The organism is Actinoplanes octamycinicus (assembly GCF_014205225.1).
Lineage (GTDB): Bacteria > Actinomycetota > Actinomycetes > Mycobacteriales > Micromonosporaceae > Actinoplanes > Actinoplanes octamycinicus.
The window spans coordinates 2424048-2448952 of the sequence record NZ_JACHNB010000001.1 but is presented as its reverse complement, the minus strand read 5'-3'; the positions used below and the strand labels follow the sequence as shown (position 1 = coordinate 2448952).

Sequence of the window (24905 nt, the reverse complement as noted above, 5' to 3'; positions counted from 1 at the left end):
GATTCCCGTACGATGAGGTTTCGTCGACTGCGAATGAGGGTCGAGACGTGCTTGATCGGCAAATCTCCCTGGACGACCGGCAGCGGCTGCTCGACGCGATGCTCGGCATTCGCGGCATGCACGATTCCGACCAGCGCCATCGCTATGTCAGCGAGCTGGAGTCCCGGCTCGGCCGCCCGCTGCGCGCCCCGCGGCACGCGGACGCCCGGCACGACGCCTGGTCCCTGCTCGGCGCGATGCTGGCCCGCACCGGCGGCCTGCGCTCGTTCGTCCGGGTGGTCTACGACCTGAGCGGCGACGACCCGGCGGTGCGCGAGCTGGAGCGCCTGGTCGAGACGTTCGAGCGGGAGTCGCTGCTCGCCCCGGACGACCGGGCCGCCCTGCTCACCCTGCTCACCGCGGTGGACCGGGCCGAGCTGGTGGCCGCCGCCCCGGTGGCCGGCCGCTGGTCCCGGGAGCTGACCACGCTGGCCGGCAAGCCGGCCGCCCTGGTGCACCGGCTGGAGGCGGTCCCGGTCACGGTCGGCGGCGCGCCGGTGCTGCTCGCCTTCGTCGACCGGCTGGCCCACCAGCTGGACGCCGGCCAGGCCCTCGAGCTGCACCGCTGGATCGACCTGGTGGCCGGTGGGCTGGGGCTGAGCCAGGCCACCGCCCGCGGCCTGTGCATCCTCAGCCTGCACGACCGGCAGGAGGCCGCCGAGCCGCCCCGGGCGCCGCGGCCGCCGGAGCCGGTGAAGATTCCGATCCTGCCGCCCCCGGCCGGCGACGACGGCGAGCCGCAGGAGCGCCGCCCGGCGTACTGGGGAAGTGTCCCGGCCCGCAACCCGGACTTCACCGGGCGCCAGCTGATGCTCCGCGACCTCAACGAGGCGCTGCTCACCAAGTCGAAGATCTCGGTGCTCCCGCAGACCCTGCACGGCCTCGGCGGCGTCGGGAAAACGCAGCTGGCGGTCGAGTTCGCCTACCGCTACATGGGCAACTACGACCTGATCTGGTGGATCCCGGCCGAGCACTCGACCATGGTGCTCGGCTCGCTGCGGGAGCTGAGCACCCGGCTCGGCCTGCCGGAGAGCCCGAACCTGCAGCAGATGGCCAGCAACGTGCTGGACACCCTGGCCTCCACCCCGCTGCGCTGGCTGCTGGTCTACGACAACGCCGACCAGCCGGACGAGCTGGCCCGGTTCGTGCCGGTGACCGGCGGCCACGTGATCATCACATCGCGGAACCAGGAGTGGGGCCGGCTGGGCGACGCCGTCGAGGTGGACGTCTTCCAGCGCCGGGAGAGCATCGAGCTGATCCGCAAGCGCGCGTCGGACGTCTCCGAGGCGGACGCGCAACGGCTCGCCGAGAAGCTCGGCGACCTGCCGCTGGCCCTGGAGCAGGCGGCCACCTGGCACGTCGGCACCGGCATGCCGATCGCGCAGTACCTGCAGCTGTTCGACGACCACGTGCGCGAGTTGCTCTCCGAGGGCAAGCCGACGTACTACCCGACCACGGTGGCGGCCTTCCTGTCGCTGGCCGTGGAGCGGCTGCGCGAGTCCAGCCCGGGCACCGCCCAGCTGTTCGAGCTGTTCGCCTTCCTGGGCGCCGAGCCGCTCTCCCCGAACCTGCTGCGCAACGCCCGGGAGGCGCCGCTCTCCGAGCCGCTGCGGACCACCCTGCGGCAGCCGATCGCGATGGGCCGCGCCTTCCGCGACCTGCGCAGCCTCGGCCTGGCCCGGGTCGACCTGGACAACAAGATCCAGGTGCACCGGCTGATGCAGCTGGTGCTGCGCGAGGGGCTCGACGAGGACCAGCGCGCCCGCAGCCGGGCCAACGTGCAGCGGATCCTGGCGCACGCCAACCCGGGCGACCCGGACGGGCAGGAGGTGTGGACGCTGCACGGCGAGATCGGCCCGCACATCCTGCCGGCCCAGCTGATCGCCGCGGACTTCTTCGAGGGCCGCTCGGTGGTGCTCGACCAGATGCGCTACCTCTACCTGATCGGCGACTTCGAGGGCAGCCGCCGGCTGGCCGAGGCGGCGCTGCCGGTCTGGCGGGAGGGCGACGCCCCGGACATCGGCCCGCGCGGCGCGCTCACCCTGCTGGCCACCCGGCACCTGGCGAACGCGTTGCGGTCGCTCGGCGAGAGCCGCCGGGCCCGGGAGCTGGCCAGGGAGGCCTACGAGGGGTTGCGGACCAGCCCGGACTTCGGCGAGGACCACGAGTACACCCTGGTCACCGCCAACAGCATCGCGGTCGACCTGCGGATCCTCGGCGACTACCAGGGCGCGCTGACGGTCGACCAGGAGAACCTGGAACGGCACCGGCGGGTGTTCGGCAGCGACGACCTCTACACCCTGCGGGTGCTGCAGAACATCGCGGTCAACCTGCGGATGCTGGGGGACGTCGAGAAAGCGTACGAGATCGACAGCGGCCTGGTCCGGCAGTGGAGCCGCACCGGGCCGGACCGCTACCAGACGCTGCAGTGCCGGGCCAACGTCGCCCGCGACCTGCTCGCCATGGGCCGCCACCAGGAGGCTCTCGACCTGGTCGACGAGGTGGTCCCGGACCTGCGCAAAGGCTTCGGGCCGCACCACCTCTACGCGCTGCTGGCCGCCCGCACCCAGGCGATCGCGCTGCTCCGGCTGGGCCGGTTCGCCGAGGCGGTGACGCACGCCCAGGAGACCTACGACGGCACCCTGGCCCGGCTCGGCCCGCACCACGAATACTCGCTGGCCGCGGCGATGACCCTGGCCAACGCGTTGCGCACGGTCGGCGAGTTCGGCGAGGCCCGGGAGCTGGCCACCACCGCGCTCGGCTTCTACCGCCGCGACTTCGGCCCGGACCATCCGTTCACGGTCGCCGCCGAGGTCAACCTGGCGCTGCTGATGCGCGGCCTCGGCGACTACACCCGGGCGCGGGAGCTGGACGACCGCGCCACCGCCACGTTCCGCGCGGTGTTCGGGCCCAACCACACCTACACCCTGCGGGCCACCAGCAACCTCTCCAACGACCTGGCCGCGCAGGGCGACTCGGCCGGTGCCCGCGAGCTGTCCGAGCGCACCCTGGCCGAGCTGGACCGCCGCCGCGGCGAGGACCACCCGCACACCCTGGCCTGCGCCGGCAACGTGGCCTTCGACCGGATGGCCACCGGCGACGCCGAGTCCGGCCGCCGGCTGCTGGAGCGCACGCTGACGCTGATGGCCCGGGTGCTCGGCCCGGAGCATCCGGACACCGTCGACCGCGCCCGGGGCCGCCGAGCCGAGTGCGACCTGGAACCGTCCCCGACCTGACCCTTCCTCGCTGCCGCGATGCCGCTTCCCTCGCGCGGATCCTTTTCTGGTACGACCGGCAGCCCCGTGGCAGTCGGCCCGCGATGCCCAGCCCGCGCACGACCGCGACGCGTGTCGTGCGGGCCCGCCCGCGCATCGCGAGACCGAAGCCGGTAACGGTCCGCAGCGCGCCCCCGGCCCCGGCTGGCTCTCACGGGTGTCTCCACCGCTGTGAAACACCCCTGAGGCCCAGCCCGGACCGTGGGCGCGTCACGGACCGCGGCTAGGAGCGCAGCCGCTCCTGCCAGCCGGCGTGCACCTCGCGGACCTTCTCCTCCGCCTCGCGGGCCGTCTCGGCCGGCACCGGCACCGCGGCCAGCTCGTCGAGCGCGGCCCGCATCCCCGCGGCGAACCGTCGCCCGTCGGCGGTCAGCGCGGCCGACCCGGCCAGGCTGTCCAGCCCCCAGCGGACCTGCTCCCGGGCCAGCGCGAACTCCGGCTGCGCCGGCAGCCCCGGCACACCGGCGAGCCGCGCCCAGAGCTGGGCGATCCCGAGGAACGCGTAGACGCCCTGGAACAACCCGCCGACCGGGCGCGGGTCGGTCCGCCACGGCGCGAAGTGCAGCTCGGCCGCGCCCGGGTCGGTGAGCCGGCGCAGATCCAGCACGCCGGAGAGCTTGGAGTGCTGGAACTCGTGCACCAGCATCACCGCGAACTCGGCCGCGGTCGCCGGCCGGGTCAGCCCGAACGCGCCGAACGCGTCCCGGATCGTCGCGCTGCGCGCCGAGTGCGCGTCCAGCCGGGCCAGCGGCACCAGCGTGCGCAGCCCGGCGGCCAGCTCACCGGCGCGGTCCGGGTCGTGCGCCGCGATCAGCGCCCAGCCGGCCGCGAACACCTCCTGCCAGCGCCGCACGTCGGCCTCGCCGAGCCGGTCGGCCGGCGGAGCGTGGTGCCCGCCCCGGTACGGATCGAGGTCGTCCAGCACCACGTCGAGCCGCTGCCCGGCCGTGGTGGCGGTCAACCGGCGCACCGGCGCCCACCCGCTCGCCCCCGCGACGTCGACCCGCCCGGCCCGGACGGTCACCGCGACCGGCGGGTGTCCCGGCCGGTCCACCGTCACCCGGCCGAGCCGGGGCAGCGCCAGCCCGCCGTCGATCGGCTGCCCGATCAGGTCGGCGTCGATGCCGGCGAGCGCGGCCGCCGCGGCGGCGACCGTGCTCAGGTGGTTGCACTCGGCGTCGAGCGGCGTGGCCGAGCGGGCCGCCCCGCGCAGCCGCCGGGTGGTCCGGGCCAGCCAGGCGCCGACCAGCGGATCGGTGAGCAGGTCGGCGACCACCTCGGGGGCGGCGGACTGGGCCCGGGTGAGCACGTCCACCGCCCGGTCCCGCGGCTCCGGGTCGCCGGTCCAGGTGGCCACCACGAACTTGATCAGCAGCAGGTGTTTGCTGAGCTGGGCGTGGGCGAGGGCGCGCACCGCGGCGGCGCCGCCGTAACCGCCGGCCAGCCCGGTGAACTGGGTGGCGCCGAGGTCGAGCGGCCGGATCATCGCGGTGCGGCCCCGTTCAGCCGGGCCAGGTCGGCGCCGACCCGGCGATGGATGTGGGTGATCAGCCGGGTCAGGTCGGCGCAGTAGACCGACGGGTTCCGGAAGCCGTCGGCCGGGCGGAACCGGTGCGCGTAGTGGCCGGCCCCGCAGACCGGGTGCAGCGGGCAGGCCCGGCAGTCGTCGGCGAGCGCGTCCCGGCCGATCTGGCGGGCCGCCACGCCGGGGTGGGTCAGCGCCGCGTCCAGGTCGTCGGTGAGCACGCTGACGCCGGTGGCGCAGGCTCCCTCGTACGCCGACTTGAGCGAGTCCTCCTGCTCCACCGCGCCGTCGGTCTCGATCACTGCGACCGCGACCGGGCTGAGCCCGACCTGTTCGCTGCGGCTGCCCCCGCCGAGCAGCAGGCTGATGATCGATTCGAAGAGGCGGATCCGGGTCTCCTGCCGCTCGGCGCCGTACCACCGGTCGAAGACGGCGATCAGCCAGTCCGCGTACGGCGTGGCGTCCGGCGCCGGTCGCCACGGCGGCTCGGCCCAGTTGGCGTGCGGGAAGAGCAGGTCGATGGCGGGCGGCGCGTAGCCGAGCAGGGTCTCGTAGCAGGCCACCGGATCGGTGCGCGGGTCGACGGTGCAGAGCAGGCCGGCGTACGCGCTGCGCCGCTCCGGCCGGCCGAGCAGGGTGAGCGCCCGGTCCACCGCGGCGAAGCTGCCCCGCCCGTTGACCGTCCGGCGGTGCCGGTCGTTGGCCACCGCCGGCCCGTCCAGGCTCACCCCGACGGTGGCCCCGAGCGCCTGCAACTCGTCCAGCATCGGCTCGTCGAGCAGCACCCCGTTGGTCTGCAGCCCGACGTCGGCGACGCAGGTCTCCGGCAGCGCGGAGCGCAGCGTGCCGACGATCGACCGCAGTCCCTCCCGGCCGGCCATCAGCGGCTCCCCGCCGTGCAGGATGAACCGGATCCGGCGCAGGTCGTGGGTGCGCACGTGGGCGCCGATCCGGTCGGCGGCGGCCCGGGCCACCTCGGCCGGCATGGTGGCCGGCCGGGCTTTCCACGACTGGTCCGCCATCGTGTACATGTAGCAGTAGTCGCAGGCCAGATTGCAGCGCTGATGCACCTTGATCACGAAGTCGCGGAACGGCCGCGGGGTCCAGCCACCGGCGGTCAGCGCCCGGACGTCGAGCAAGCGGTGCGGCCACGCCGGCTCGGCGGCGCCGGCCAGGAGCGGCGGGTCAGATCGGACCGGGATCATCGGGCGCGAAGTTCCCGAAGGCGGCGAGCACCTCGCCACGCCCGCTCATCTCGGCGACCAGCGCGGACAGCGAGCGCGCCAGCACCGAGTCGGTGGAGAGGCAGAGGGTGCGTAGCGACAGGTCGGTGACGTCCACCAGCGCCGGGAGCGGCATGCCGTCATCGTGGGCGGCCCCGGGCGCTGCGGCCATCCTCGCCTCCTCAGGCGCCCCGCTCAGGTCGGGGGCGGTTCGATGTCACACTCGGCCGTCGCACCGCGAGCAGCGTTGATGGTGCTCGGATGGTCTCTGCCGAGGACCCTCCGGAGCGTGCCAAGTGTAGAGTCCAAAAGCTCCTGCGCGCTGCCGGACGACCCGGTATTTCGCAACTCGTGTGCCAAGTTGATCGCGCACGCGAGGGTGTCCGGATGCTGCTCACCGCGCACCCGGCGGGACGCTTCCAGCGTACGTTCCAGCAGGTCACGGGCGTCGTCTGCCTGGCCGAGCGACAAGTCGAGGGCGTAGTTGGCCGCCGCGCACAGCGTGTAGGGATGCTCGTCGCCGAGCCGCTCCTGTAACTCGGACAGGGTAATCCGATCCATGTCGAGTGCCCGCGGGTCTCCCAGCGCCCGCAGGATGATCGCGTGGTTCACCTCGGCCGCCAGGGTCGCCGGGTTCTCCGCCCCGAAGATCCGCCGGTACCGCGCGACGGCCAGCCGGGCCAGTTCCTTGGCCTCGTCCGGCCGCTGGTTGTCGGCCAGCGCGGCGGCGTAACTGGCGTTCGCCAGGGTCATCATGGCGGCCAGGGTGTGCTCGTGGTCCGGCCCGAAGTGGGCCTGGCTGGCCTCGTACCCCTCCCGGGCCGCGGCCAGCGCCTCCGGATAGCGCCCCAGCTTGCGCAGCGCGACCGCGACCGTCCGGGCGCTCATCAGCACGTGGTGGTGCCGCGCCCCGACCCGCGCCCGGTACGCCGGCAGCCACTCCTGCTGCAGCTCCAGCGCCTGCTGGAAGTGGCCCAGCCCGAGATGGTCGCGGGCCAGGTTGCTGACCGACAGCAGGGTCCGGCTGTCCCGGTCGCCGAACCGGTCCCGCCGCCGGCGCAGCACCTCCTCGTCGATCGCGAAGGCCTGCCGGAAGTCGCCGAGCAGCCGCAGGTTCACCGCGACGTTGTTCATCTGGTGCAGGATCAGCTCGTCCTTCTCGCCGGCCGGCAGCGTGGTGGCCCGGCAGTGCTCCAGCGTCTCCTGGTCGACCCGCAGCGCGTCGGCGTAGGCGCCGTAGATCCGGTCGTGGGCGGCGACGGTCCGGGCGGCGCGCACGGTGAACTCGTGTCCCGGCCCGTAGTCGGGGCTGTCCCGCAGCCGGTTCCACGACTCGACGCTCAGCGCCCGGGACTCGTCGTAGCGGCCCAGCGCGCGCAGCGTCTCGGTGCGCTGGAAGGTGACCCGCATGGCCAGCTCCTCCAGCGCCTGGGACACGTCCGGGCGGTCCGTCTCGCGCCACGCGGCCAGCGCCAGGTCACCCAGCCGCAGGCTGCCGGCGTAGTCACCGACCCGGTAGAGGTAACGGACCTGGTCGACGACCAGGTCCCGGGCTGGTGGGTGGCCGGCCTCGATCAGGCCGGCCGGCACCACGTGCGGGGCGATCTCGGCGTGCAGGTCCCAGGTCCGTACGTCGTCCGGCGAACCCGGGTTCGCCTGGGCCAGCAGGTACGCCAGGTTCGCCCGCCCGCGCTCCAGCGCCGCCTCGTCCAGCGCCACCCGCAGCGCCACCTGCACCAGCCGGTGCACCGCGATCCGCTGGGTGCCCTGCTCCAGCCGCGCCAGCCCGAACCGGCGCAGCGTCTGGACGCTGCGGCCCATCTGGATCGGGTCGTTGAGCGCCCGGGCCAGCGGCGCGGACACCTGCACGCCGGCCCCGCTCTGCAGCAGCGACACGGAGACCGGCTCGGCGCCCAGGTGCGCGAAGAGCTCGAAGAGGTACGCCGCGGCCGGCGCCCGTACCCGCAGCCGGTCCACCGCGATCCGGACGAACGCCACCACCGTGTTGGTGTAGTGCTGCGGCCGCCCGGTGGCCAGCAGCTCCTGCATGTGCTCGTCGAAGAGCTGCATCAGCTCGGCCGGCGCCATCCCGGTCGCGGCCTGCACCGCGGCGACCTGCTCCAGGGCCAGCGGCAGGTCGCCGAGGCGGTCGGCGAGCCGGTCGGCGTCCGCCCCGACGATGTCCCGGCCGCGCCGGCGCAGGAACTGGATGCTCTCCGCCCGGTCGAACGGCGGCACCTCGATCGCCGCGCCGATGCTCGCCCAGTTCGGGTCCCGGGAGGTGAGCAGCACCTGGCCCCGGGCCGGCGAGGGCAGCAGGCCGAGCAGGTCCTCGGACATCTCGGCGTTGTCGAAGACCAGCAGCCAGGAGACCCGGCCGCGCTCCAGCTCGCCGATCACCGACTGCACGGTCTGCCGCAGGTCCCGGTTGGCCGGCAGGCCGAGCCGCTCACCCAGGGCGGCCAGCGCGATCCGGGCCACGGTCGGGTCCTCGGCGCCCACCCACCAGACCACCTCCCGCTCGGCGGCGCCCCAGCGGTGCACGTACTCGGCGGCCAGCTGGGTCTTCCCGGTGCCGCCCAGGCCGTAGAGGATCACCGGGAACGAGGTCTCCGCCGCGAGCCGCCGGCGGACCTCGTCGAGCAGCAGGTCCCGGCCGGTGAAGTCGGTGTTGCGGGCGGGCAGGTTCGGCGCCTGGGCGGCCGACTTGACGGTTTCGGACGGTTCCTGGACGGGCGGCGCCACGAAGTCCTCGCTGGGCGCGGCCGCCCGGACCCGGTTCGCCGAGTCCGGGTCGTCCGAGGCGGTCAGCCAGTGCCGCAGGAACCGGCGGACCACCTCGTCCGGCTCCGGCCGCTCGACCGACCGGGCGGCGAGCACCCGCACCACGCATTCCAGCTTCATCCACTTGGGCAGCCCCTCGCCGCGGAGCATGGCGCTGACCGTCTCGTGGCTGACCGTGTCCCGGAGATCCTGACGGTTCTTGATGTCGGTGCTGATCACCCGCACCCCCGGTTTGCCGGCGTCCCGGTAGAGCTCGTGCAGGGCGGAGACCAGATCACGTAATGGGCCGGGCGACAATTGATCGGGTCCGGGCATCTGTACCGCCACGAGTCACGCTCCTGACGCCGACAAAATTCGTCAAGTTGTGTCAGACAGAATTCCACGAGGTGGCGCGTACGCCAACCGTCAAGTTATGGCGATGACTGCCAGACTGCGTTCTCCGACATTCCGGCAGCCGGACGATGGGATCAGGAAACGGATCATCGGAGGACGGCAATGCGTGATCACCAATGGGCCCTGATCGATCGCACCGCTAACGAGTTCGCGTTCATCGCGGTTCTGGTCACGATCTTCATTCTGATTATGACGGACCGGCTCACCGGCGAGTCGACGCTGCAGGCGATCGCCGGTCTCGCGGCGACCGCGGGCGGCTGGCGCCGGGTCGCGCCGGACAGCTCCGTCAACGAGCGGTGTTACCACTCCGGACCGGCGGCATTTCCGGCTCAGCTGGCACGCCAGGCTATCCCCGCACGCCCGGCTCTGGCTGCACGCCCGGCTCTCGCTGCACGCCGGGCCCTGGCTGCTCGCTGGGCTCTCCCGCGAAGTTGTCGAAGGCGGCGAGGATGTCACCGGCTCCGTCGACATCGGTGAGCAATCGGCGCAACGCGTTGCCCAGCACGGAATCGTCGTCAGCGATCAGCCGGTCCAACGGAATGGCGGTCACGTCGACCAACCGAGCCTCCACGTGATCACCCTAGCAACTCGCAAGGTCACGCCGTCAGTCGTCACCGGAACACGGACTCACAGACCGTGCACAGTTTCACCACACAACACGCAAAGCCGGGCGGCGGAACTTGGCCTCCATGAGCCTTTCGACGCTGCCTTCGCCGGACGCCGGGGCGGCCCGGGTCACCGCCCCGGTGCTCGACGTGGTCGTACCGGTCCACAACGAAGAGGCTGATCTCGAGCCCTGCATCCGGCGGCTGCACGCCCATCTCACGGCGGATGTCCCGTACCCGTTCCGGATCACCATCGCCGACAACGCGAGCGTCGACGGGACCGCCGCGGTGGCCCGGCACCTCGCCGCGACGTACCCCGAGGTCGAGGCGGTGCACCTGACCCAGAAGGGCCGCGGCCGGGCGCTGAACCACGTCTGGACGCACTCCGACGCCGCCGTGCTGGCCTACATGGACGTCGACCTGTCGACCGACCTCGGCGCGCTGCTGCCGCTGGTCGCGCCGCTGATCTCGGGACACTCCGATCTGGCGATCGGATCCCGGCTGGCGCGCGGTTCGCGGGTGGTCCGGGGCGCGAAGCGCGAGTTCATCTCGCGCGGCTACAACCTCATTCTGCGTACGACCATGGCCGCCCGGTTCTCCGACGCGCAGTGTGGCTTCAAGGCGATCCGTGCCGAGGTGGCGCGCCGGCTGCTGCCGATGGTGGAGGACACCGGCTGGTTCTTCGACACCGAGATGCTGGTCCTGGCCGAGCGGGCCGGGCTGCGCATCCACGAGGTCCCGGTGGACTGGGTGGACGATCCGGACAGCCGGGTGGACATCGTGGCCACCGCGGTCGCCGACCTGAGGGGCATCGTCCGGATCACCCGCGCGCTGAGCACCGGCCGGCTGCCGCTGGCCGCCCTGCGCGAGCAGCTCGGGCGCAACCCGCTGCCGGTCGACGGGGTGCCGGCCGGGCTGACCGGACAGCTGATCCGGTTCGCCGGGGTCGGTGTCGCCAGCACGCTCGCCTACCTGGCGCTCTACGCGCTGCTCCGGGTCGGCCTCGGACCGCAATCGGCCAACCTGGTGGCGTTGCTGGTCACGGCGGTGGCGAACACCGCGGCCAACCGCCGGCTCACCTTCGGGGTACGCGGCGGCGACGGCGCGCTCCGGCATCAGGCGCAGGGCCTGGTGGTCTTCGGCATCGGGCTGGCGCTGACCAGCGGCTCGCTGGCCGTGCTCGACGCGGCGGCCACCCAGCCGTCCCGCTTCGTCGAGCTGGCCGTGCTGGTGCTGGCCAATCTGGTGGCTACCGCGGTCCGCTTCCTGATGTTGCGGATCTGGGTGTTCCGCGGCTCTCGCCGTTGAATGTCCACAAAATTGGGAAATCCGGTCAATAGGTAGGCCGACGAGCCGCCTTTCCTCGCCGATCACCGCCGCCTGCATCCACGCCCTGCTCGCCGCCGCCGCGGTGCCGGGCGATGGGCTCGCCGCCGCCGCGGTGCCGGGCGATAGCGGCCATCCACCGGATCGTGGCTTCCGTAAGCACGGGCGCCACGCACTTCAGTCCGCCCACATCGGTGCCGTTTCTATCGTCATCTGACCCGAAGGGTCCGAAATGCGGGACGGCTTTCGGACTGTTCGCGCCGTCATCGAAAGGCGGCAAAGCCGTTGTACCGGTCACCACCACCTTTCCAGTCATCTCACCCAGTGGGCGGGTCGCCCCCGCGCACGGGTAGTTCGGCCGGAAAATTCGGCACACGCAGACGTATCACCGAGGCAACTCAGAGGTAACAATGGGCTTTGATCGGGATAGCCGACTCTCGATCCTTGCTTCACCGGCGCGGCGGACCGGAAGGTAGCAAACATGCTCAGCAAAGAGGACAGCCGACGGCTGGCACAGCTGGAGCGGCAGCTCCGGCGCGACGACCCGGACTTCTGTGCCCGGATGGGCGGCGGCAACTTCAGCGTGCCGACCCCCAGGCCGCCGTTAGCCCTCTTCATCGTCGCCGCCGTGATCGCCGTCGCCGCGATCGTCCTCGGCGCCGTCGGCTGGTGGATCGCCGCCCTGATCGTCGCCGTCTGGGGCGTCGTCACCGCCATCGCCGCCAGCTACCGCCTCCACAAATTCCGCACCCGCTGACCGCCCACCCGCTGCCAGCCCAAGCCCGCTGAAAGCCGCCCCGCTGCCAGCCCGCGACCGTTGGAAGCCCACGCTCGCTGAAAACCCGCGACCGCAAAGAGCCCACCCTGCTGAAATCCTGCACCCGCTGACAGCCCACCCCACTGAAAGCCGGCGCCCACTGCCCCACCGCGCGTCCCTGACCCCAGGTCACCGCGCCCCTCAAGCCACTCCACCCATCGAGCCCGCGCCCGGCACGGCGCGGGCTCGATCTCGTCCACCCCCGCCAATTCCCACGCGCCCGCACCATCGCCGCGTCCCACCATCGCCGCGTCCCACGACCGCTGCGCGCCGTCGCCGCAGCGCACCACCAGCGCAGCGCAACACACACCACCACGACCACCACCGCCGCAGCGCACCGCCGCCACGGCGCACCGCCGCAGCGCACCGTCACCGCAGCGCACCGCCACCACGGCGCACCGCCGCAGCGCACCGTCACCACGCGCACCGCCGCAGCGCGCCGTCACCGCAGCGCACCGCCGGCGCAGCGCAGCTGTCAGCGGACGCCGGAGGTGGTCGCGGCCAGGACCGCGGCTCGGGGGCTGGAGAGCACCAACCGGCCGGGCAGCAGCTCGGCGACCGGGGCGAGGCTGGGCTGGGCCAGCACGATGACCTCGGCGTCGACCTCGCGCAGCCGGTCGGCGACCACCTCGTGATAGCGGTCCAGGTCGCCGGCCTCGAAGAACGGCCACGCCTCCAGGCACGGGACCAGCACCAGCTCAGCCGCCGGGTCCTCGTCGCGGAGCAGCGCGGTCGTCGGCTCCATGGTGGACGCCACCGAGAACGCCACGGCGATCCGCCCGCCGCCCGCGGCCTCGACCGCGGCCCGCGCCATCGGCCGGTCGCCGCGGACCACGCCGGCCCGCTCCGCCTCCGGGCCGATCGTCGAGCAGGTGCAGACGATCACGTCGACCCCGGTGCCGGCCAGCTCGGCCAGCCGGGCCCGCACCCGCTCCTCAACCGGGAGCCCGGCGCGCGCGTCGGCGAGCAGGCTCGGGTCGACCAGGTGCCGATCCGACCACCCGGGCGCCACCTCGGCGACCAGGTCACCGAACGTCCCGACGTGCACCTCGGCGGTGTGCAGGAAACCGATCGTGCTCACTCGAACACCGTAGTCGCCGCCGGGACGCCCCGGGCCCGCGCGACCACGGTGGCCTCCGTCTCGATCTGCTCGCGCTGCGCCGCCCCGAACGGCACGAAGCCGGTCACCGTCAGCTCCACCCGCTTCTTCCCGGCCATCCGCGGCCGCCACACCCCGGCGATCTCCCCGTCGAGCAGCACCACGCCCGGGTTGCCGAGCGTCCGCCACACCTCTTTCTGCCGCTCCCGCTCGGGCACCAGCAGATCCCGGTCACGGCTCTGCAGCAGCGGGTCCATCGCCGGCAGCAGCCGCACCCCGCGTGGCGTCGCCGCCGACTCCAGCGCGGACACCCGGTCGGCCGGCACCCATGCCTTCCGCCCGTCGACGCGAACCTCCACCAGGTCGGCCGGCCATCGCGACCGGATCTCGGCGGTCGTGCTCATCAGATATTTCGCCACCTCGGCCGGACCGGCCGGACCGAGGAACCGCAGATAGGTGGTGATCAGGTCGGCGATGCCCTGGTTCGCCTCGGGCAGCGGCGGCACCGGCGGATCGAGCGGCCCGAGCATCGCATCCCGGCCCCGGGACAGCACCTGCACCCCGCCGGCCAGCCCGGCCTGCTGCCAGATATTCCCGGCGATGTGTCGCGCCTGGCAGCCCTTGCAGTCGAAGGTCAGCTCGGCGGGCACCCGCTTGCTCACCTCGGTGCTCGCCTCGCCACGCGGCATCGGCTCGCGCACCACCGCACGGAACGCCTCCGCGGTGACCCGCAGCGCCTCGATGCCGAGCCGGGACCCGTCCGGAATCTGCCCGCTCTTGATCCGCGCTGCCGCGTCCGCGTCGCTGAACGGCCACAACTGGGCGGTCAGTGCGAGCACATTGGTCCGCCGGTGCAGGTGCGGCGCGCCCCGGGCCGCCCAGACGGCGACCAGCCGGTCGTCCTCCAGCTCGGCGCTGGTGCGGGCGGCCAAGGCGACGTGCGTGGAACCCGCCGTGTACTCCTGCACGCCCAGGTCCAGCACCGGCAGGTCGGCCGGCCGGGCATCGACCCGCTCGGTGAGCCCCAGCGCGCCGAGCCGGAAGGCCAGCGCCTGCGCCCGATCCACCTCGATCACTCGTCCCACCTCCGTCATGGGTGCGGATGCGACGACCACTCCGCCTTTGATCAGGTGCGATGATCGCCCACCCGTCGGTCAGGTGCGACGACCGTACCGCCGGGATGCGACATTTCTCAGGCGTTCGCGGCGGGCGCCCGGCAGGCCCTCCACGTACTCCCAGGTGTCCAGGCTGGTCGGGCCATAGGGCCCCTCCTGCGGGATCGGCGGCTCACCGGTCAGCCGGTATCCGCACCGCCGCGCCACCGCGGTGCTCGCCGAGTTTCCCGGGTCGATCCGCAGCAGCAGCCGGCTCAGCCGCAACGTCCCGCAGGCATAGTCGGTCAGCAGCGACAAGGCGGCCGCGGCCAGGCCCCGCCGCCGATAGTGCGCACCGACCAGATAGCCCAGCTCCGCCTCGCGCAGCGTCGGGTTGACCCCGAAGAGCAGCACCTCACCGAGCGGCGCCGCCCCGTCCGTGGTGATCGCCAGCTGGATCCGCCGCCCGGTCAGCCGCCCCTGCCGGGCCCGCTTCAGATAGGCCAGCCCCGCCTCCACATCGAACGGCGACGGCATCGGCGTCCACCGAGCGATGTCTGGCTCATCCAGCAATGCCACCAGATCTTCCAGATCGTCCGGCCGCCATTCGCGCAGCACAATCCCATTGCCCGCCAAGCTCAGCGGATACGGCAGCGGGCTGACGGTCACCTTTCGAATCCTGCCCATAAGGACCCGTATGCGGCTAGTGGCGATCGACACCTCGGCCCGCAAATTCTCGACCGCCCATCCGTCGGATTACCGATCGCACTCCCCACAGCCGCGCCCCGAACGAACAAGCGGCCCAGCCCCACGCGAGCAAGCAAGCGACGCCGGCACGACCAAGCGGCCCAGGCCCCCACGAGCAAGCAGCCCACGCCCGAACGACCGAGCGGCCCAGCCCCACACGAGCAAGCAACCGACGCCCGACCGACCAAGCGGCTCAAACCCGACGAGCGATCAGCTCGAAGACGTGCCAGTGCTTGGGCCCGCTGAATGCCGGCCCCACCTCGTCCTCTTCACGCCAGTGCTCAACCTTCAGCCCGGCCGCCAGCCCGGAGGCCTCTGCAGCGGTCAAAAAGGTCCAGTCCGAGTTCCCCGCCCAGGCATCGCGCACACCGAACAGATCCACCGCCAGCAGACCACCCGGCGCCAGCGCCGCCCGGACCAGCGTCCACAATCGATCGAACGATGCGCGATTCTGGTACGGCAGCGAGTACCCGGCATAGATCAGGTCAGCCCGAGGCAGTTCGGTGATCTGCTCGAAGGAGAGCAGGTGAGCGTTCAGCCGGGGGTTCCCCCGATCAACAGCCGCGAGCATGCTGGCATCGCTGTCATAGGCATGCACTTCCCAGCCACCTTCGAGCAGCGCCCGGGTCTCCCGCCCAGCCCCACAGCCAAGGTCAACAGCGGTACGCCCGCTGCCCGCCCCCGCCAACTCCACCGCCAGCCGGAACGTCTCGCGAACCTCCCGGTCCCCCTGCCCAGCGTTGTAGTCAGCCCAATGCCCCTCCCCGTGCAAGGGATGATCCGCCGGCACTCCACCCTCGTGAGACGACTGCGCGCCCGCCTCACCCGAGCCGATACCGCCGCCGTCCGAGCGAGACGACTGCGCGTCCGCCTCACCCGAGCCGATACCGCCGCCGTCCGAGCGAGACGACGCCGCGAACTCCTCAGCCGGGGTCATAGCGGCCGCTCGGAGCGAGCGGAGGGCGTACCGAAAAGGGATGTCATGGGTTGATCGTGCCGCCCGGGACAACGGAAAGTGAAGCGGCCGATCTCCAAAAGCCGCGGCACCCCCGGTGACCAGGCAAGGTCCGGGCGGGGAGGGCCATGCGGAGGTATCAAGCCTGACGGCCTTCGCATGGCCCTCCCCGCCCGGACCGTCCACCGGGCGAACGGCCGAACGGTCGAACGGCCGAACGGCCGAACGGTCGAACGGTCGAACGGTCGAGGAAAGCTACGCCTTCCGCGCCGAGATCTCGAAGCCGGCCGCGCGCAGCCGGGTGACCAGCGCGTCGCCAAGGCCGGTGGCCGGCGTCAGCACACCACCATCGGACTCCGGGAGCGCATCCCGGTCCAGCACGAGCGCCAGCGCCGACTCCCCCAGCATGACCGCGGTGGCCGCATACCCCGGGTCACCTTTGGCCCGGAAGCGAGCCGTGTACCGCGCCCCGGTCGAGGTGGTCGTGAAGATGTCCATGGTGAAATGCCCGTTCTGCTGGACCTTCTCGCTCGGCCCCTCCCCCGGTTTCGGCAGGACCCGGTCCAGCAGGTAGCGCGTCGGCGGCAACGCCAGCCCGACGACCAGCGCCCCGAGGCCGAGTTTCGTGCCGATCGCCACGAGCGGCGCGATCGGTGACGCCCCGACGCTCATCGCCTCGCGGTACTTGAATTCGCGACCGTACGCCCAGCCCCGCAGCGCGTTGCTCCGCCGCACCACCCGGGTGTTGTAGGACGCCATGACGAACGGCGCGAGCCGCCCCCGCAACGACGGGTCCACTTCGGAGGCGACCAGCGTGTCCATGTCACTCTGCCGACCCAGTTTCGGCTCGGCGTGCCGATCCGGGCTGAGCGAATACGGACTGCCCGCCACCTTGCGCAGCTCCGGCTTCTGTTTGAGCACGTCCACCTGGTTGCGCATCGAGTCGATCGTCCCGCCGCTGATGCCGCCGGACATGCTGGTCACCACCAGCGTCGTGTCGGTGAGTTCCCCCGCGCCGTCCCGCTCGACCTGCTGGTGCAGCACGTGCACGCCGAGGTCGGACGGAATGGAGTCGAAGCCGCACGAGTGGATGATCCGCGCACCGGTGCTGCGAGCGAGCTCATGGTTCTCGTCGATGCTGTCCCGGGCGAACAGCACCTCACCGGTCAGATCGACATAGTCGGTGCCGGCCGCGGCGCAGGCGTGCGCGAGCGGACGACCGTACTTCGCGTACGGCCCCACCGTGGTGATCACCACGCGGGTCCGGCCGGCCACCGCGGCCAGCGCCTCCGCGTCGCCGGCGTCGGCGATCAGAACCGGCCAGTCGACCTTCAGCCGGGACTTGACGTCGGCGAGTTTCGCCGCGGAGCGTCCGGCCAGGGCGATGCGGGTGCCGGCCGGCGCGTATCCGGCGAGGTGTTTCGCCACCAGGGCGCCGACGAAGCCGGACGCGCCGTAGAGGACGACGTCGAAGTCGCGGGTGAGATCGCTCATGGTCGGAGATTGTGCACCCTATGCCGGGCTCGTACGCAACCCATCGGTAACAAAGATCGCGGCATGCAGGCAAAACAGCAAGGCGAAACTCCAAAAAGCAGTCTTCCTTTACCCACTCCGGACGTTGCCAATCGTCCTCTCACCGGCTTTCCCTCGCCTGGCGGACCACGGTGGTGGCAAGTCCTGGCGGGACTCGAGAACTCGCGGTGTTATTCACACAAAGGAAGATCAAAGCGGCTAATTTGTGAGAACAAAGTCACCGGCCCCGCTTCCGGACCTGGTCGGTTCCGTGAAGCGGTGGCTACCGTCGGCAGTCCGCACAACGCGGACACCGTGGCCGGAACGCCGAGTCCTGCCTGCTGGTCACGGTCAACAACCCACAGGCATGGAGCGGGGGACCCACAGTTCCTCGGCGCGCTCTCCGGAGTGCGCCTCGGGGTGAAGCCGCGCTTGACGCGGCCGGGCTCCTCGGCCCGAACCCGACAGCTCACCTCGCAGGCGTGGAGGAAAACTTCATGCTTCACCTGAACCAGCGGGTTCGTCGTGTCCTGTCCCGGCGAGCCCAGTCCCCGCGCGCCCACAATCGGCCCGCGCAGACCACCCGCAGCAAGCTCCAGCGCACTCTCGGCCTCGCCGTGGCGGGGCTGGCCGGCGCCGTCGGCCTCCTCGCCGTCGAAGCCTCGCCGGCCAGCGCCGCCCCCAACGTGAACTGGGACGCCGTGGCCAAGTGCGAATCCGGTGGGAACTGGAGGATCAACACCGGGAACGGCTATTACGGCGGTCTGCAGTTCAGCCGCAGCACCTGGCGGGCGCACGGCGGCGGGAAATACGGCTCCACGGCCAACCTCGCCTCCAAGAGCGAGCAGATCGTGGTCGCCGAGCGGGTGCTCCGCAACCAGGGCATCGGCGCCTGGCCCACCTGCGGCCGGCGCGGTCTCACCAAGGCGCGGAAGAGCACCTCGGCGAGCCCGTACCGACTGGCGTCTTACACCACGCCGCTGAAGGCGACCCGGACCTACGTGGTGAAGCGCGGCGACACCCTTTCCGGCATCGCCACGCGTTACCACGTCAAGGGCGGCTGGAAGGCGCTTTACCGCGCCAACGCGAGCCGGCTGAGCAGCCCGAACCGTCTCCGGGTCGGTCAGCGCCTGGCCATCTGAGGTCAGGCCCGGCCCAGCTCCGGGTGGTCGAGCACCCGCAACCACGAACCATCAGGCTGTCGGCGGACGACCTGTGCCCGAGCCCCGGCCCCGTCTCTCGGCGGGGTCGAGGTGAGGGCCAGGTCGCCGCTGATCAGCGTGGGCAGCGGCGTCTCGGGCTCGAAGGCCGGCATTGTCGGCAGCAGCTCGGCCCAGAGTTTCTGGATCGCGGCGCGGCCGACCGTTTCGCTGCCGGGCGGATAGGCCATCACGGCATCCTCCTCATACAGCAGGGCCAGGCCCTCGGCGTCTTTCGCATTGGCGCGCTCGACGAACAAACGGGTCAAGTCCTCCGGGTGCATTGCTTTCTCTCGTTCGCTCATGACTCCACCCTGCCCCGGCGCCGCCTACAAGTCCAACGAATGGTTTTCATACCAGCTACAATCGCCACTCATGGATCTGCGGCAGTTGGAGTACTTCGTCGCGGTCGCCGAGACCGGCAGCTTCACCCGCGCCGCGGCCCGGGTGCACATCACCCAGTCCGGGGTGAGCGCCCAGATCAAGGCGCTGGAGCACGAGCTGGGCGCGGAGCTCTTCGACCGCAGCGGCCGGGTCGCCCGGCTCACCGAGGCGGGCGCCGCGGCGCTGCGGCACGCCCGGGCCGCGCTCGACTCCACCCTCGACCTGCGCGACGCGATCGACGACGTCAAAGGGCTGGTCCGGGGCCGGCTCACCATCGGGATGGTGACCGGGTGCGAGGTGGCGCCGCTGTTCGACGCGCTCGCCGCGTTCCATCACGAGCATCCGGGGATCGAGCTGGAGCTGGCCGAGGCGAACTCGGATCACCTGGTCGCCGGGGTGCGCACCGGCAGCCTCGACGTCGCCCTGGCCGGGCTGGCCGGCGAGCCACCGGACCAGCTGAAATCCCGGGTCATCGTGAGCGAGCGCCTGGTGGCGCTGACCGCGCCGGGCAGCGAGCTGGCGATGCGAGGCAGCGTCACGGTCACCGCGCTCACGGCGTACGAAACAATCTGTCTGCCCGTCGGGACCGGCATCCGTGACGTGCTCGACAAGGCCTTCGCCGGGCGGACCGGACTGCGACCGGAGGTCGCGCTCGTCGCCACCTCGCCGGACACCGTGGCCGGCCTGGCCCGGCGCGGTCTGGGCGTCGCGGTGCTCAGCGAGTCGATGGCCGCCGCGCACCCGGACCTGGTCAGCATCCCGATCGACGGGATCGACATCCCGGCCCTGCTGGCGCTGGTCTGGCAGGACCGGACAAGTCCGGCTCTGTCCGCCTTCATCCGCCACTGCGACGCCGCCTTCGGCTGACCACAAGCCAGCGCGGAAGCTGACCACAAGCCAGCGCGGAAGCTGACCACAAGCCAAGCGGAAGCTGACCACAAGCCAGCGCGGAAGCCGAGCACGAGCCAGGGCGAGAGCTGAGCACAAGCCAAGCGGAGTCAGAGCAGCACCCAGCGCGGAAAACAGCGGAAGCCCCCGCCGCGACCGCGACGGGGGCTTCCAGGAACCGGACTACTTGCTGATGCGCTGCGTGTGAGTCGACACGAACGACCGGTTGCCCGCCTTGTCAGTCGCCCAGTAGGAGACCTTCAGCGTGCCCTTGTCGACGCCGGAGACCGCCGCGTGCCACCCGAAGAACGGGTCGAGCTGCGCCGTCACCGCCTCGGCCCGGGCCGACGCGTCCTTCTCCGAGGCCGCGACGGTCCACGTGCCGGCCGCGTAGGCGAACCACTTGCCGGACCGCTGCTCGATCAGCTTCACCGAGACGCTGTCCACGCCCGCGCCCAGGTCGATGACCGTGCCGTTGACCGTCGTCCAGGAGGCCGCCCGGTCCGCGTCCCGGGGCAGGCTGAGGCCGGCCACCGGGGCGAGGATGTCCTGGACCACCAGCACCGAGCCGACCTTGACGGCCTTGCCGGCGCCGGCCGCGTTCACCGGGGTCGCGGTGACCGTGAAGCTGCCACCCTTGCGGTAGACGTGGGTCAGGCCGCCGACCGTGCCGTCACCCCAGTTGACCTGGTAGCTGTCGGCGCCGGTGACCCCGCTGGGCTGCACGGTGACCGTCTCGCCGGACCACACCAGGCACTTGTCCAGGGTGTACTTGCCGGCCTGCGCGGCCGCCACCACGGTGCCGCCGGAGACGGTCGCGGCGTTGCCGGCCTCGTCGGTCAGCGTCACGGTGACCGGGTAGCTGCCGGCCGCCGCGTAGGTGTGCGTCGCCTTGGTCGCGCCGGCCGCCAGCGTCTCCGCCGCGCTGCCGTCGCCCCAGTTCACCACCTGCTTGACCTGCGCGGCGGCGGTCACGTCGTCGGTCAGCGCCGACTGCGTGAGGGTCACCGTCTGGCCCGGCCAGATCGCGGCCGCGTTCACCGCGTACGTCCCGGTCGGCGCCGTGGTGTCGAGGACACCCGCGGTGCTGCGCGGCGTGGTGTCCGCGGTGATCGGGCTGTGCTCGGCGAAGTAGTTGACCAGCATGGTCAGGTCGTTGTCACCGGTGGTGGTCTTGGTCTCGTTGTGCAGGCCCAGGGTGGCGAAGTTGTCGCCGCCGCCGGCCAGGAACGAGTTCATCGTCACCCGGTACTTGCCGTTCGGGTCGATGGTGACCCCGTTCAGCTTCATCGACGACGCGATGATCCGCGAGCCCTGCGGCTGCTTCACGTCGTACGAGTAGGTGAAGCCCTTGGACGAGCCCAGGTGCAGCACCGGCCGGGACGCGCCGGTCGGCTGCCACTGCTCCTCCAGCACCTTCTTGATCTCGGCGCCGGACAGCGTCTTGGTGACCACGTCGTTGGCGAACGGCTGCACCGCGAACGCCTGCGAGTAGGTGATCGTCCCGTCGGCGCCGTAGAGCAGGTCGTTCCGCAGCCCGCCGCTGTTCATGAAGGCGATCTGCGCCCCACCACGACCGGCGTCGCTGGTCTGGTCGAGCTGCACGTCGGCGATGAAGTTGCCCATCACCGACTCGGATCCGCGGTCCTCGGCGCCGGCGGCGGTGTACGCCCGCTTGATGTCCGCGGTGATCGAGCCGAGCTTCTGCTTGCCCAGCTCGGCCGCGGTCGTCTTGGCGGTGGCCACGATGCCGGCGACGGTGCTGTTCTCCGGGTAGCCCTTGACGTCGATCAGCTCGGCGGTCGACTTGGTCACCGACTTGGTGGCCGGGTCGTAGGTGAGCACCGCGCGGCCCAGCTTGAGGCCGTAGTCCTCGGCCTGGATCACCGGACGGGTCTTGTCCGTGCCGGGGACCGGGATCTGGAAGGCGTACGGCTGGTGCGTGTGCCCGCTGAAGATCGCGTCGATGTCCGCGCTGACCCGGGTGAAGCCACCGAACACCTTGTCGGCCTGCAGCGCCTCGGGGGTGGCGATGTTCTCGGTCGCGGCACCCTCGTGGGCGAGCAGCACGATCACGTCGGCCTCGCCGTTGGCGGCGTCGCCGTCGGAGAGCTCGGCGGCCACCTTGTTCGCCTCGGCCACCGGGTCGTGGAACTCGACGTTCTTGATGCCGTCCGGCGCGACCAGCGTGGAGGTCTGCTCGGTGACCACACCGACGTAGCCGACCTTGACGCCGTTCACGGTCTGCACCGAGTACGCCGGCAGCGCCCGCTTGCCGTCCAGGTAGACGTTGGCGCCCAGGTACGAGAACTTGGCCCGGTCCTCGACGCGACCGGTCAGGTCGGCGATGCCCTTGTCGAACTCGTGGTTGCCGACCGCGGAGACGGCCAGGCCACCGGCGTTCAGCGCGTCGATCGTCGGGTTGTCGCCGTCGATCGCCGAGATGAAGGTGGAGGCGCCGATGTTGTCACCGGCCGAGCTCCACACCGTGTTCGGGTTCTCCGCGCGCAGCTTGTCGACCAGCCCGACCAGCTGGGCCGCGCCGCCGGTGCCGGCGGACGGGGCCTCGAGCCGGCCGTGGAAGTCGTTGATGTTGAGCAGCTGCAGGTCGACCGGCTTGGCCGCGCCGGTGTCCAGGCCGATCACCACCGGGTCGTGGTCGCTGGCCCGGTACGGGGTGGCGCTGTAGAACGGCGCGAACCCGTTGTACTGGTAGGCGTACGACTCGACCGAGTTGATGTTCCAGATGTCGACGCCGGTGACCCGCTCGGTCAGTGCCGGGGTGGTCAGCGCGTGGTCCAGCGAGCCGGACTCGCCACCGAACACGTACGACGACTTGCCCGGCGCCTTGGTGGTGTGCACGTCGGTGTAGCCGGCGTCGTAGAGGACCTGCATCGGGTCCTCCTGGGTGTACGCGTTGAAGTCACCCAGCAGGATCACCTTGTCGGTGCCGCTGTCCTTCTCGACGCCCTTGACGAACTCGACCAGCGACGCCGCCTGGCGCTTCCGGTCGCCGTTGTACGGGCCCTGCCCGTCGCCGGCGTCCACGTTGTCGCCGGTCGGGGTGGTCGACGCGCTCTTCGACTTGAGGTGGTTGGCCACCACGGTGAAGTCGATGCTGCCGGCGGTGAAGGTCTGCGCGATCGGCTCGCGGGCGTTCGACCACACCGTCTCGTCGCTCAGCGACCGGGACGCGCCCTTCGGCGTGACCTTGGCCGGCTTGAAGATGATCGCCGTGGTGATCAGGTCCTGCTCGGCCGGGCTCGGCAGCTCGGCCGGGGTGCGCACGTAGTCCCAGGTACCCGCGCCGTCCCGCTCGTTCAGCGCGCCGACCAGGGTCTTCAGCGCCAGCTGCGGGTCGTTCGCCTCGAACCGGACCGAGTTCTCGATCTCCATGAGGGCGACCACGTCGGCGCCCAGCGCGGAGATCGCCGAGACGATCTTCGCCTGCTGCTTCGCCGCCGCCGCCGCGTCGGTCGCGCCGCGCGCGTCGCCACCGAAGTGGACGAAGTAGTTCAGCACGTTGAAGCTGGCCACCTTGACGTCGCCGCCGACGGCCGCCGGGGCCGCGGTGCGCGGGTTGGTGGCGGTGAAGGTGGTCCGGTTCGCGGCCGGGGTGGTCGCGTCGATCGGGGTGGTCGGCTCGAGCAGCCAGTCACCGTACGCGTAGTCGAGCACCACCGGGCCGAAGGAGGCGACCGTGTCACCGGTCCGGACCGGCTGATCCTTGGTGAGGTACGGCGGCGCGACGTTGGCCGTCGACAGGTTGGTGGTCCGGCCGTCGTCCAGCAGGATGCGGCCGGCCCGGTTGGCGCTCTTCAGGGCCTTCGCCTCGGCGCTGCCCGGCCTGGCCACGTCGGTCGGCACCTTGGCGACCGCGTCACCGGCGGCCAGCACCAGCTGGCCGTAGTTGTTCACCGAGTACGTGTCCGAGACGGTGTACTTGCCGGTCGGCGCGACCAGCATGCCCTCGAGCGTCTCCCGCACGTCGTCGCCGGCCGGCAGGCTCAGGGGGACGGCGGTCGGCACGGTCACCCCGGTGGCGCAGACCTGGGTGTCGGCCTTGGCGCCCAGGGTGATCTCGGTGAGCCCGTTGAACTCGGTCACCGTGCCGGTCGCCCGGGCCTTGTCACCGATGCTGACGGTGGGCAGGTTCGCCGCCACACCGTAGACGAAGACGGCGTCCGAGGCGGTCCCGGAGTGGGTGCCGCCGGTGCCCTCGGTCTGCAGGTAGTAGCCGTTGAACCCGCCGGTGGTGTGCACCGCGGTGACCACGCCCTCGACGGTCACCTTGCTGCCGGCCAGCGGCGACGCCGCGCCCGGGCCCTGCACCTCGGCGATCGTGTTGGTGACCGGGGTGGTGCAGCCGGTCGCCGGCGGCTCCGGGTCGGTGGTGCCGGCGCCGTTCACCGCGCCGAACGAGCTGGTGGCCGGGGCCTGCCAGACGCCGTCGACCTTCTGCAGCGACGACCCGACCGGGGTGCTGGTGGTCTCGGCGACGCCGATGTCGGTGCTGGTCCGGCCGGCCGCCGGGCCGCTGGTGGCGGCGAAGCTGCCCTCGTAGCTGAGGAATTCGGCGACCGTGCCGTCCGGCTTGACCAGGGCCACGCCGTCCGGGGCGCCGTTCTGGAGGCCGTCGGTGGGGTAGGTCTGCACGACCACGCCGGCCGCCGGAACGGCGCCGCTCAGGGTGGCCGGGGTGCCGTAGGTGGCGCCGCCGGTGCCGTTGTAGAGGACGATCTGCCAGCCGGACAGATCGGTGCCGGCCGGAGCCTGGACCTCGATCGCCTCGCCGCTGTCCGCGCCGGCGTTGTCATAGTGGATCTCGCTGATGAACGGGATCTGGGCCTCGGCCGCGAAGGCCGGACCGGAGAAGCCGAGACCCAGCGCGGTTACGAGGGCCGCCGCTCCCCAGGTTCGGAGAGCCTGCGGGCTCACGCTGCGTATGTATGGACGCATCGAAATTGGTCCTCCGATGGAAGTGAGTGGGCCGGAGCGTAGGTACGTACGATGACGTTCCTTTCTCGATTAGGTAACAGA

The 24905-nt window shown here is 71.7% G+C and carries 17 protein-coding genes and 1 riboswitch; of the genes, 5 read left to right on the top strand and 12 right to left on the bottom strand.

The genetic code is table 11. The annotated features are described in order from the left end of the window. Window positions 1–47: 47 nt before the first annotated feature. Entirely contained in the window at window positions 48–3275 is a 3228-nt protein-coding gene (gene fxsT, locus BJY16_RS11000; RefSeq protein ID WP_185039321.1) for an FxSxx-COOH system tetratricopeptide repeat protein, read from the top strand. 262 nt (window positions 3276–3537) lie between these two features. On the opposite strand, the gene BJY16_RS10995 is transcribed toward fxsT (BJY16_RS11000), so the two are convergent. The 5 genes from BJY16_RS10995 to fxsA all read right to left on the bottom strand — a co-directional run bounded on the left by BJY16_RS10995 (window position 3538) and on the right by fxsA (window position 9810). Continuing rightward, window positions 3538–4800, bottom strand: coding sequence for an HEXXH motif domain-containing protein (locus BJY16_RS10995; RefSeq protein ID WP_185039320.1), 1263 nt, complete (start codon window positions 4798–4800; stop codon window positions 3538–3540). Further along, window positions 4797–6044, bottom strand: a complete 1248-nt coding sequence (locus BJY16_RS10990) for an FxsB family cyclophane-forming radical SAM/SPASM peptide maturase (RefSeq protein WP_185039319.1) — start codon at window positions 6042–6044, stop codon at window positions 4797–4799. The genes BJY16_RS10995 and BJY16_RS10990 overlap by 4 nt, the downstream gene beginning before the upstream one ends. Beyond that, entirely contained in the window at window positions 6025–6234 is a 210-nt protein-coding gene (locus BJY16_RS10985; RefSeq protein WP_185039318.1) for an FxSxx-COOH-like cyclophane-containing RiPP peptide, read from the bottom strand. The genes BJY16_RS10990 and BJY16_RS10985 overlap by 20 nt, the downstream gene beginning before the upstream one ends. Window positions 6235–6257: 23 nt before the next feature. Then, the gene (fxsT, locus tag BJY16_RS10980) at window positions 6258–9173 is read right to left on the bottom strand and encodes an FxSxx-COOH system tetratricopeptide repeat protein (RefSeq protein WP_185039316.1); all 2916 of its coding nucleotides are present in this window, start codon (window positions 9171–9173) and stop codon (window positions 6258–6260) included. 412 nt (window positions 9174–9585) lie between these two features. Continuing rightward, window positions 9586–9810 carry an FxSxx-COOH cyclophane-containing RiPP peptide gene (fxsA, locus tag BJY16_RS10975; protein ID WP_185039314.1) on the bottom strand — a complete coding sequence of 75 codons (225 nt, stop codon included), beginning with the start codon at window positions 9808–9810 and terminating at the stop codon, window positions 9586–9588. A 118-nt stretch (window positions 9811–9928) separates the two neighbouring features. Between fxsA and BJY16_RS10970 the strand changes: the two genes are divergently transcribed. Both BJY16_RS10970 and BJY16_RS10965 read left to right on the top strand, forming a co-directional pair. Further along, window positions 9929–11152, top strand: a complete 1224-nt coding sequence (locus tag BJY16_RS10970) for a bifunctional glycosyltransferase family 2/GtrA family protein (RefSeq protein ID WP_185039312.1) — start codon at window positions 9929–9931, stop codon at window positions 11150–11152. A gap of 499 nt (window positions 11153–11651) precedes the next feature. Further along, window positions 11652–11927 carry a DUF3040 domain-containing protein gene (locus BJY16_RS10965; RefSeq protein WP_185039310.1) on the top strand — a complete coding sequence of 92 codons (276 nt, stop codon included), beginning with the start codon at window positions 11652–11654 and terminating at the stop codon, window positions 11925–11927. 535 nt (window positions 11928–12462) lie between these two features. On the opposite strand, the gene BJY16_RS10960 is transcribed toward BJY16_RS10965, so the two are convergent. The 5 genes from BJY16_RS10960 to BJY16_RS10940 form a co-directional block, all read right to left on the bottom strand. Next, a complete protein-coding gene (locus BJY16_RS10960; protein WP_185039308.1) occupies window positions 12463–13068 on the bottom strand; it encodes a hypothetical protein in 606 nt (201 codons plus the stop codon). Further along, window positions 13065–14162 carry a DNA glycosylase AlkZ-like family protein gene (locus BJY16_RS10955; RefSeq protein ID WP_185039306.1) on the bottom strand — a complete coding sequence of 366 codons (1098 nt, stop codon included), beginning with the start codon at window positions 14160–14162 and terminating at the stop codon, window positions 13065–13067. Before BJY16_RS10955 ends, BJY16_RS10960 begins: the two co-directional genes overlap by 4 nt. Window positions 14163–14240: 78 nt before the next feature. Next, entirely contained in the window at window positions 14241–14759 is a 519-nt protein-coding gene (locus tag BJY16_RS10950; RefSeq protein ID WP_239177843.1) for a GNAT family N-acetyltransferase, read from the bottom strand. Between the two features lie 361 nt (window positions 14760–15120). After that, on the bottom strand, window positions 15121–15864 hold the full coding sequence (locus BJY16_RS10945) for a class I SAM-dependent methyltransferase (RefSeq protein ID WP_185039302.1): 744 nt from the start codon (window positions 15862–15864) through the stop codon (window positions 15121–15123). Between the two features lie 273 nt (window positions 15865–16137). After that, entirely contained in the window at window positions 16138–17376 is a 1239-nt protein-coding gene (locus BJY16_RS10940) for a saccharopine dehydrogenase family protein (protein WP_185039301.1), read from the bottom strand. Window positions 17377–17717: 341 nt separating this feature from the next. Beyond that, window positions 17718–17892, top strand: a riboswitch (cyclic di-AMP (ydaO/yuaA leader). Here BJY16_RS10940 and BJY16_RS10935 point away from each other — a divergent pair. Continuing rightward, window positions 17892–18536, top strand: a complete 645-nt coding sequence (locus BJY16_RS10935) for a LysM peptidoglycan-binding domain-containing protein (RefSeq protein WP_185039299.1) — start codon at window positions 17892–17894, stop codon at window positions 18534–18536. It overlaps the preceding riboswitch by 1 nt. Before the next feature lie 2 nt (window positions 18537–18538). Here BJY16_RS10935 and BJY16_RS10930 read toward each other — a convergent pair whose 3' ends face one another. Continuing rightward, on the bottom strand, window positions 18539–18877 hold the full coding sequence (locus BJY16_RS10930; RefSeq protein WP_203759176.1) for a YybH family protein: 339 nt from the start codon (window positions 18875–18877) through the stop codon (window positions 18539–18541). A gap of 91 nt (window positions 18878–18968) precedes the next feature. Here BJY16_RS10930 and BJY16_RS10925 point away from each other — a divergent pair, with 91 nt between their 5' ends. After that, window positions 18969–19844: a LysR family transcriptional regulator gene (locus BJY16_RS10925; protein ID WP_185039295.1), complete on the top strand. Its 876-nt coding sequence runs from the start codon at window positions 18969–18971 to the stop codon at window positions 19842–19844. A 204-nt stretch (window positions 19845–20048) separates the two neighbouring features. On the opposite strand, the gene BJY16_RS10920 is transcribed toward BJY16_RS10925, so the two are convergent. Then, window positions 20049–24803, bottom strand: coding sequence for an ExeM/NucH family extracellular endonuclease (locus BJY16_RS10920; RefSeq protein WP_239177842.1), 4755 nt, complete (start codon window positions 24801–24803; stop codon window positions 20049–20051). Between the last annotated feature and the right edge of the window lie 102 nt (window positions 24804–24905).

What these genes read in the sequence shown, in the direction of transcription:
- BJY16_RS10940 (WP_185039301.1), bottom strand. Translation starts at nt 17,376, where the DNA reads ATGAGCGATCTCACCCGCGACTTCGACGTCGTCCTCTACGGCGCGTCC.
- BJY16_RS10985 (WP_185039318.1), bottom strand. Translation starts at nt 6,234, where the DNA reads ATGGCCGCAGCGCCCGGGGCCGCCCACGATGACGGCATGCCGCTCCCG.
- BJY16_RS10925 (WP_185039295.1), top strand. Translation starts at nt 18,969, where the DNA reads ATGGATCTGCGGCAGTTGGAGTACTTCGTCGCGGTCGCCGAGACCGGC.
- BJY16_RS10935 (WP_185039299.1), top strand. Translation starts at nt 17,892, where the DNA reads ATGCTTCACCTGAACCAGCGGGTTCGTCGTGTCCTGTCCCGGCGAGCC.
- BJY16_RS10990 (WP_185039319.1), bottom strand. Translation starts at nt 6,044, where the DNA reads ATGATCCCGGTCCGATCTGACCCGCCGCTCCTGGCCGGCGCCGCCGAG.
- BJY16_RS10995 (WP_185039320.1), bottom strand. Translation starts at nt 4,800, where the DNA reads ATGATCCGGCCGCTCGACCTCGGCGCCACCCAGTTCACCGGGCTGGCC.
- BJY16_RS10930 (WP_203759176.1), bottom strand. Translation starts at nt 18,877, where the DNA reads ATGCACCCGGAGGACTTGACCCGTTTGTTCGTCGAGCGCGCCAATGCG.
- BJY16_RS10945 (WP_185039302.1), bottom strand. Translation starts at nt 15,864, where the DNA reads ATGACCCCGGCTGAGGAGTTCGCGGCGTCGTCTCGCTCGGACGGCGGC.
- BJY16_RS10965 (WP_185039310.1), top strand. Translation starts at nt 11,652, where the DNA reads ATGCTCAGCAAAGAGGACAGCCGACGGCTGGCACAGCTGGAGCGGCAG.
- BJY16_RS10970 (WP_185039312.1), top strand. Translation starts at nt 9,929, where the DNA reads ATGAGCCTTTCGACGCTGCCTTCGCCGGACGCCGGGGCGGCCCGGGTC.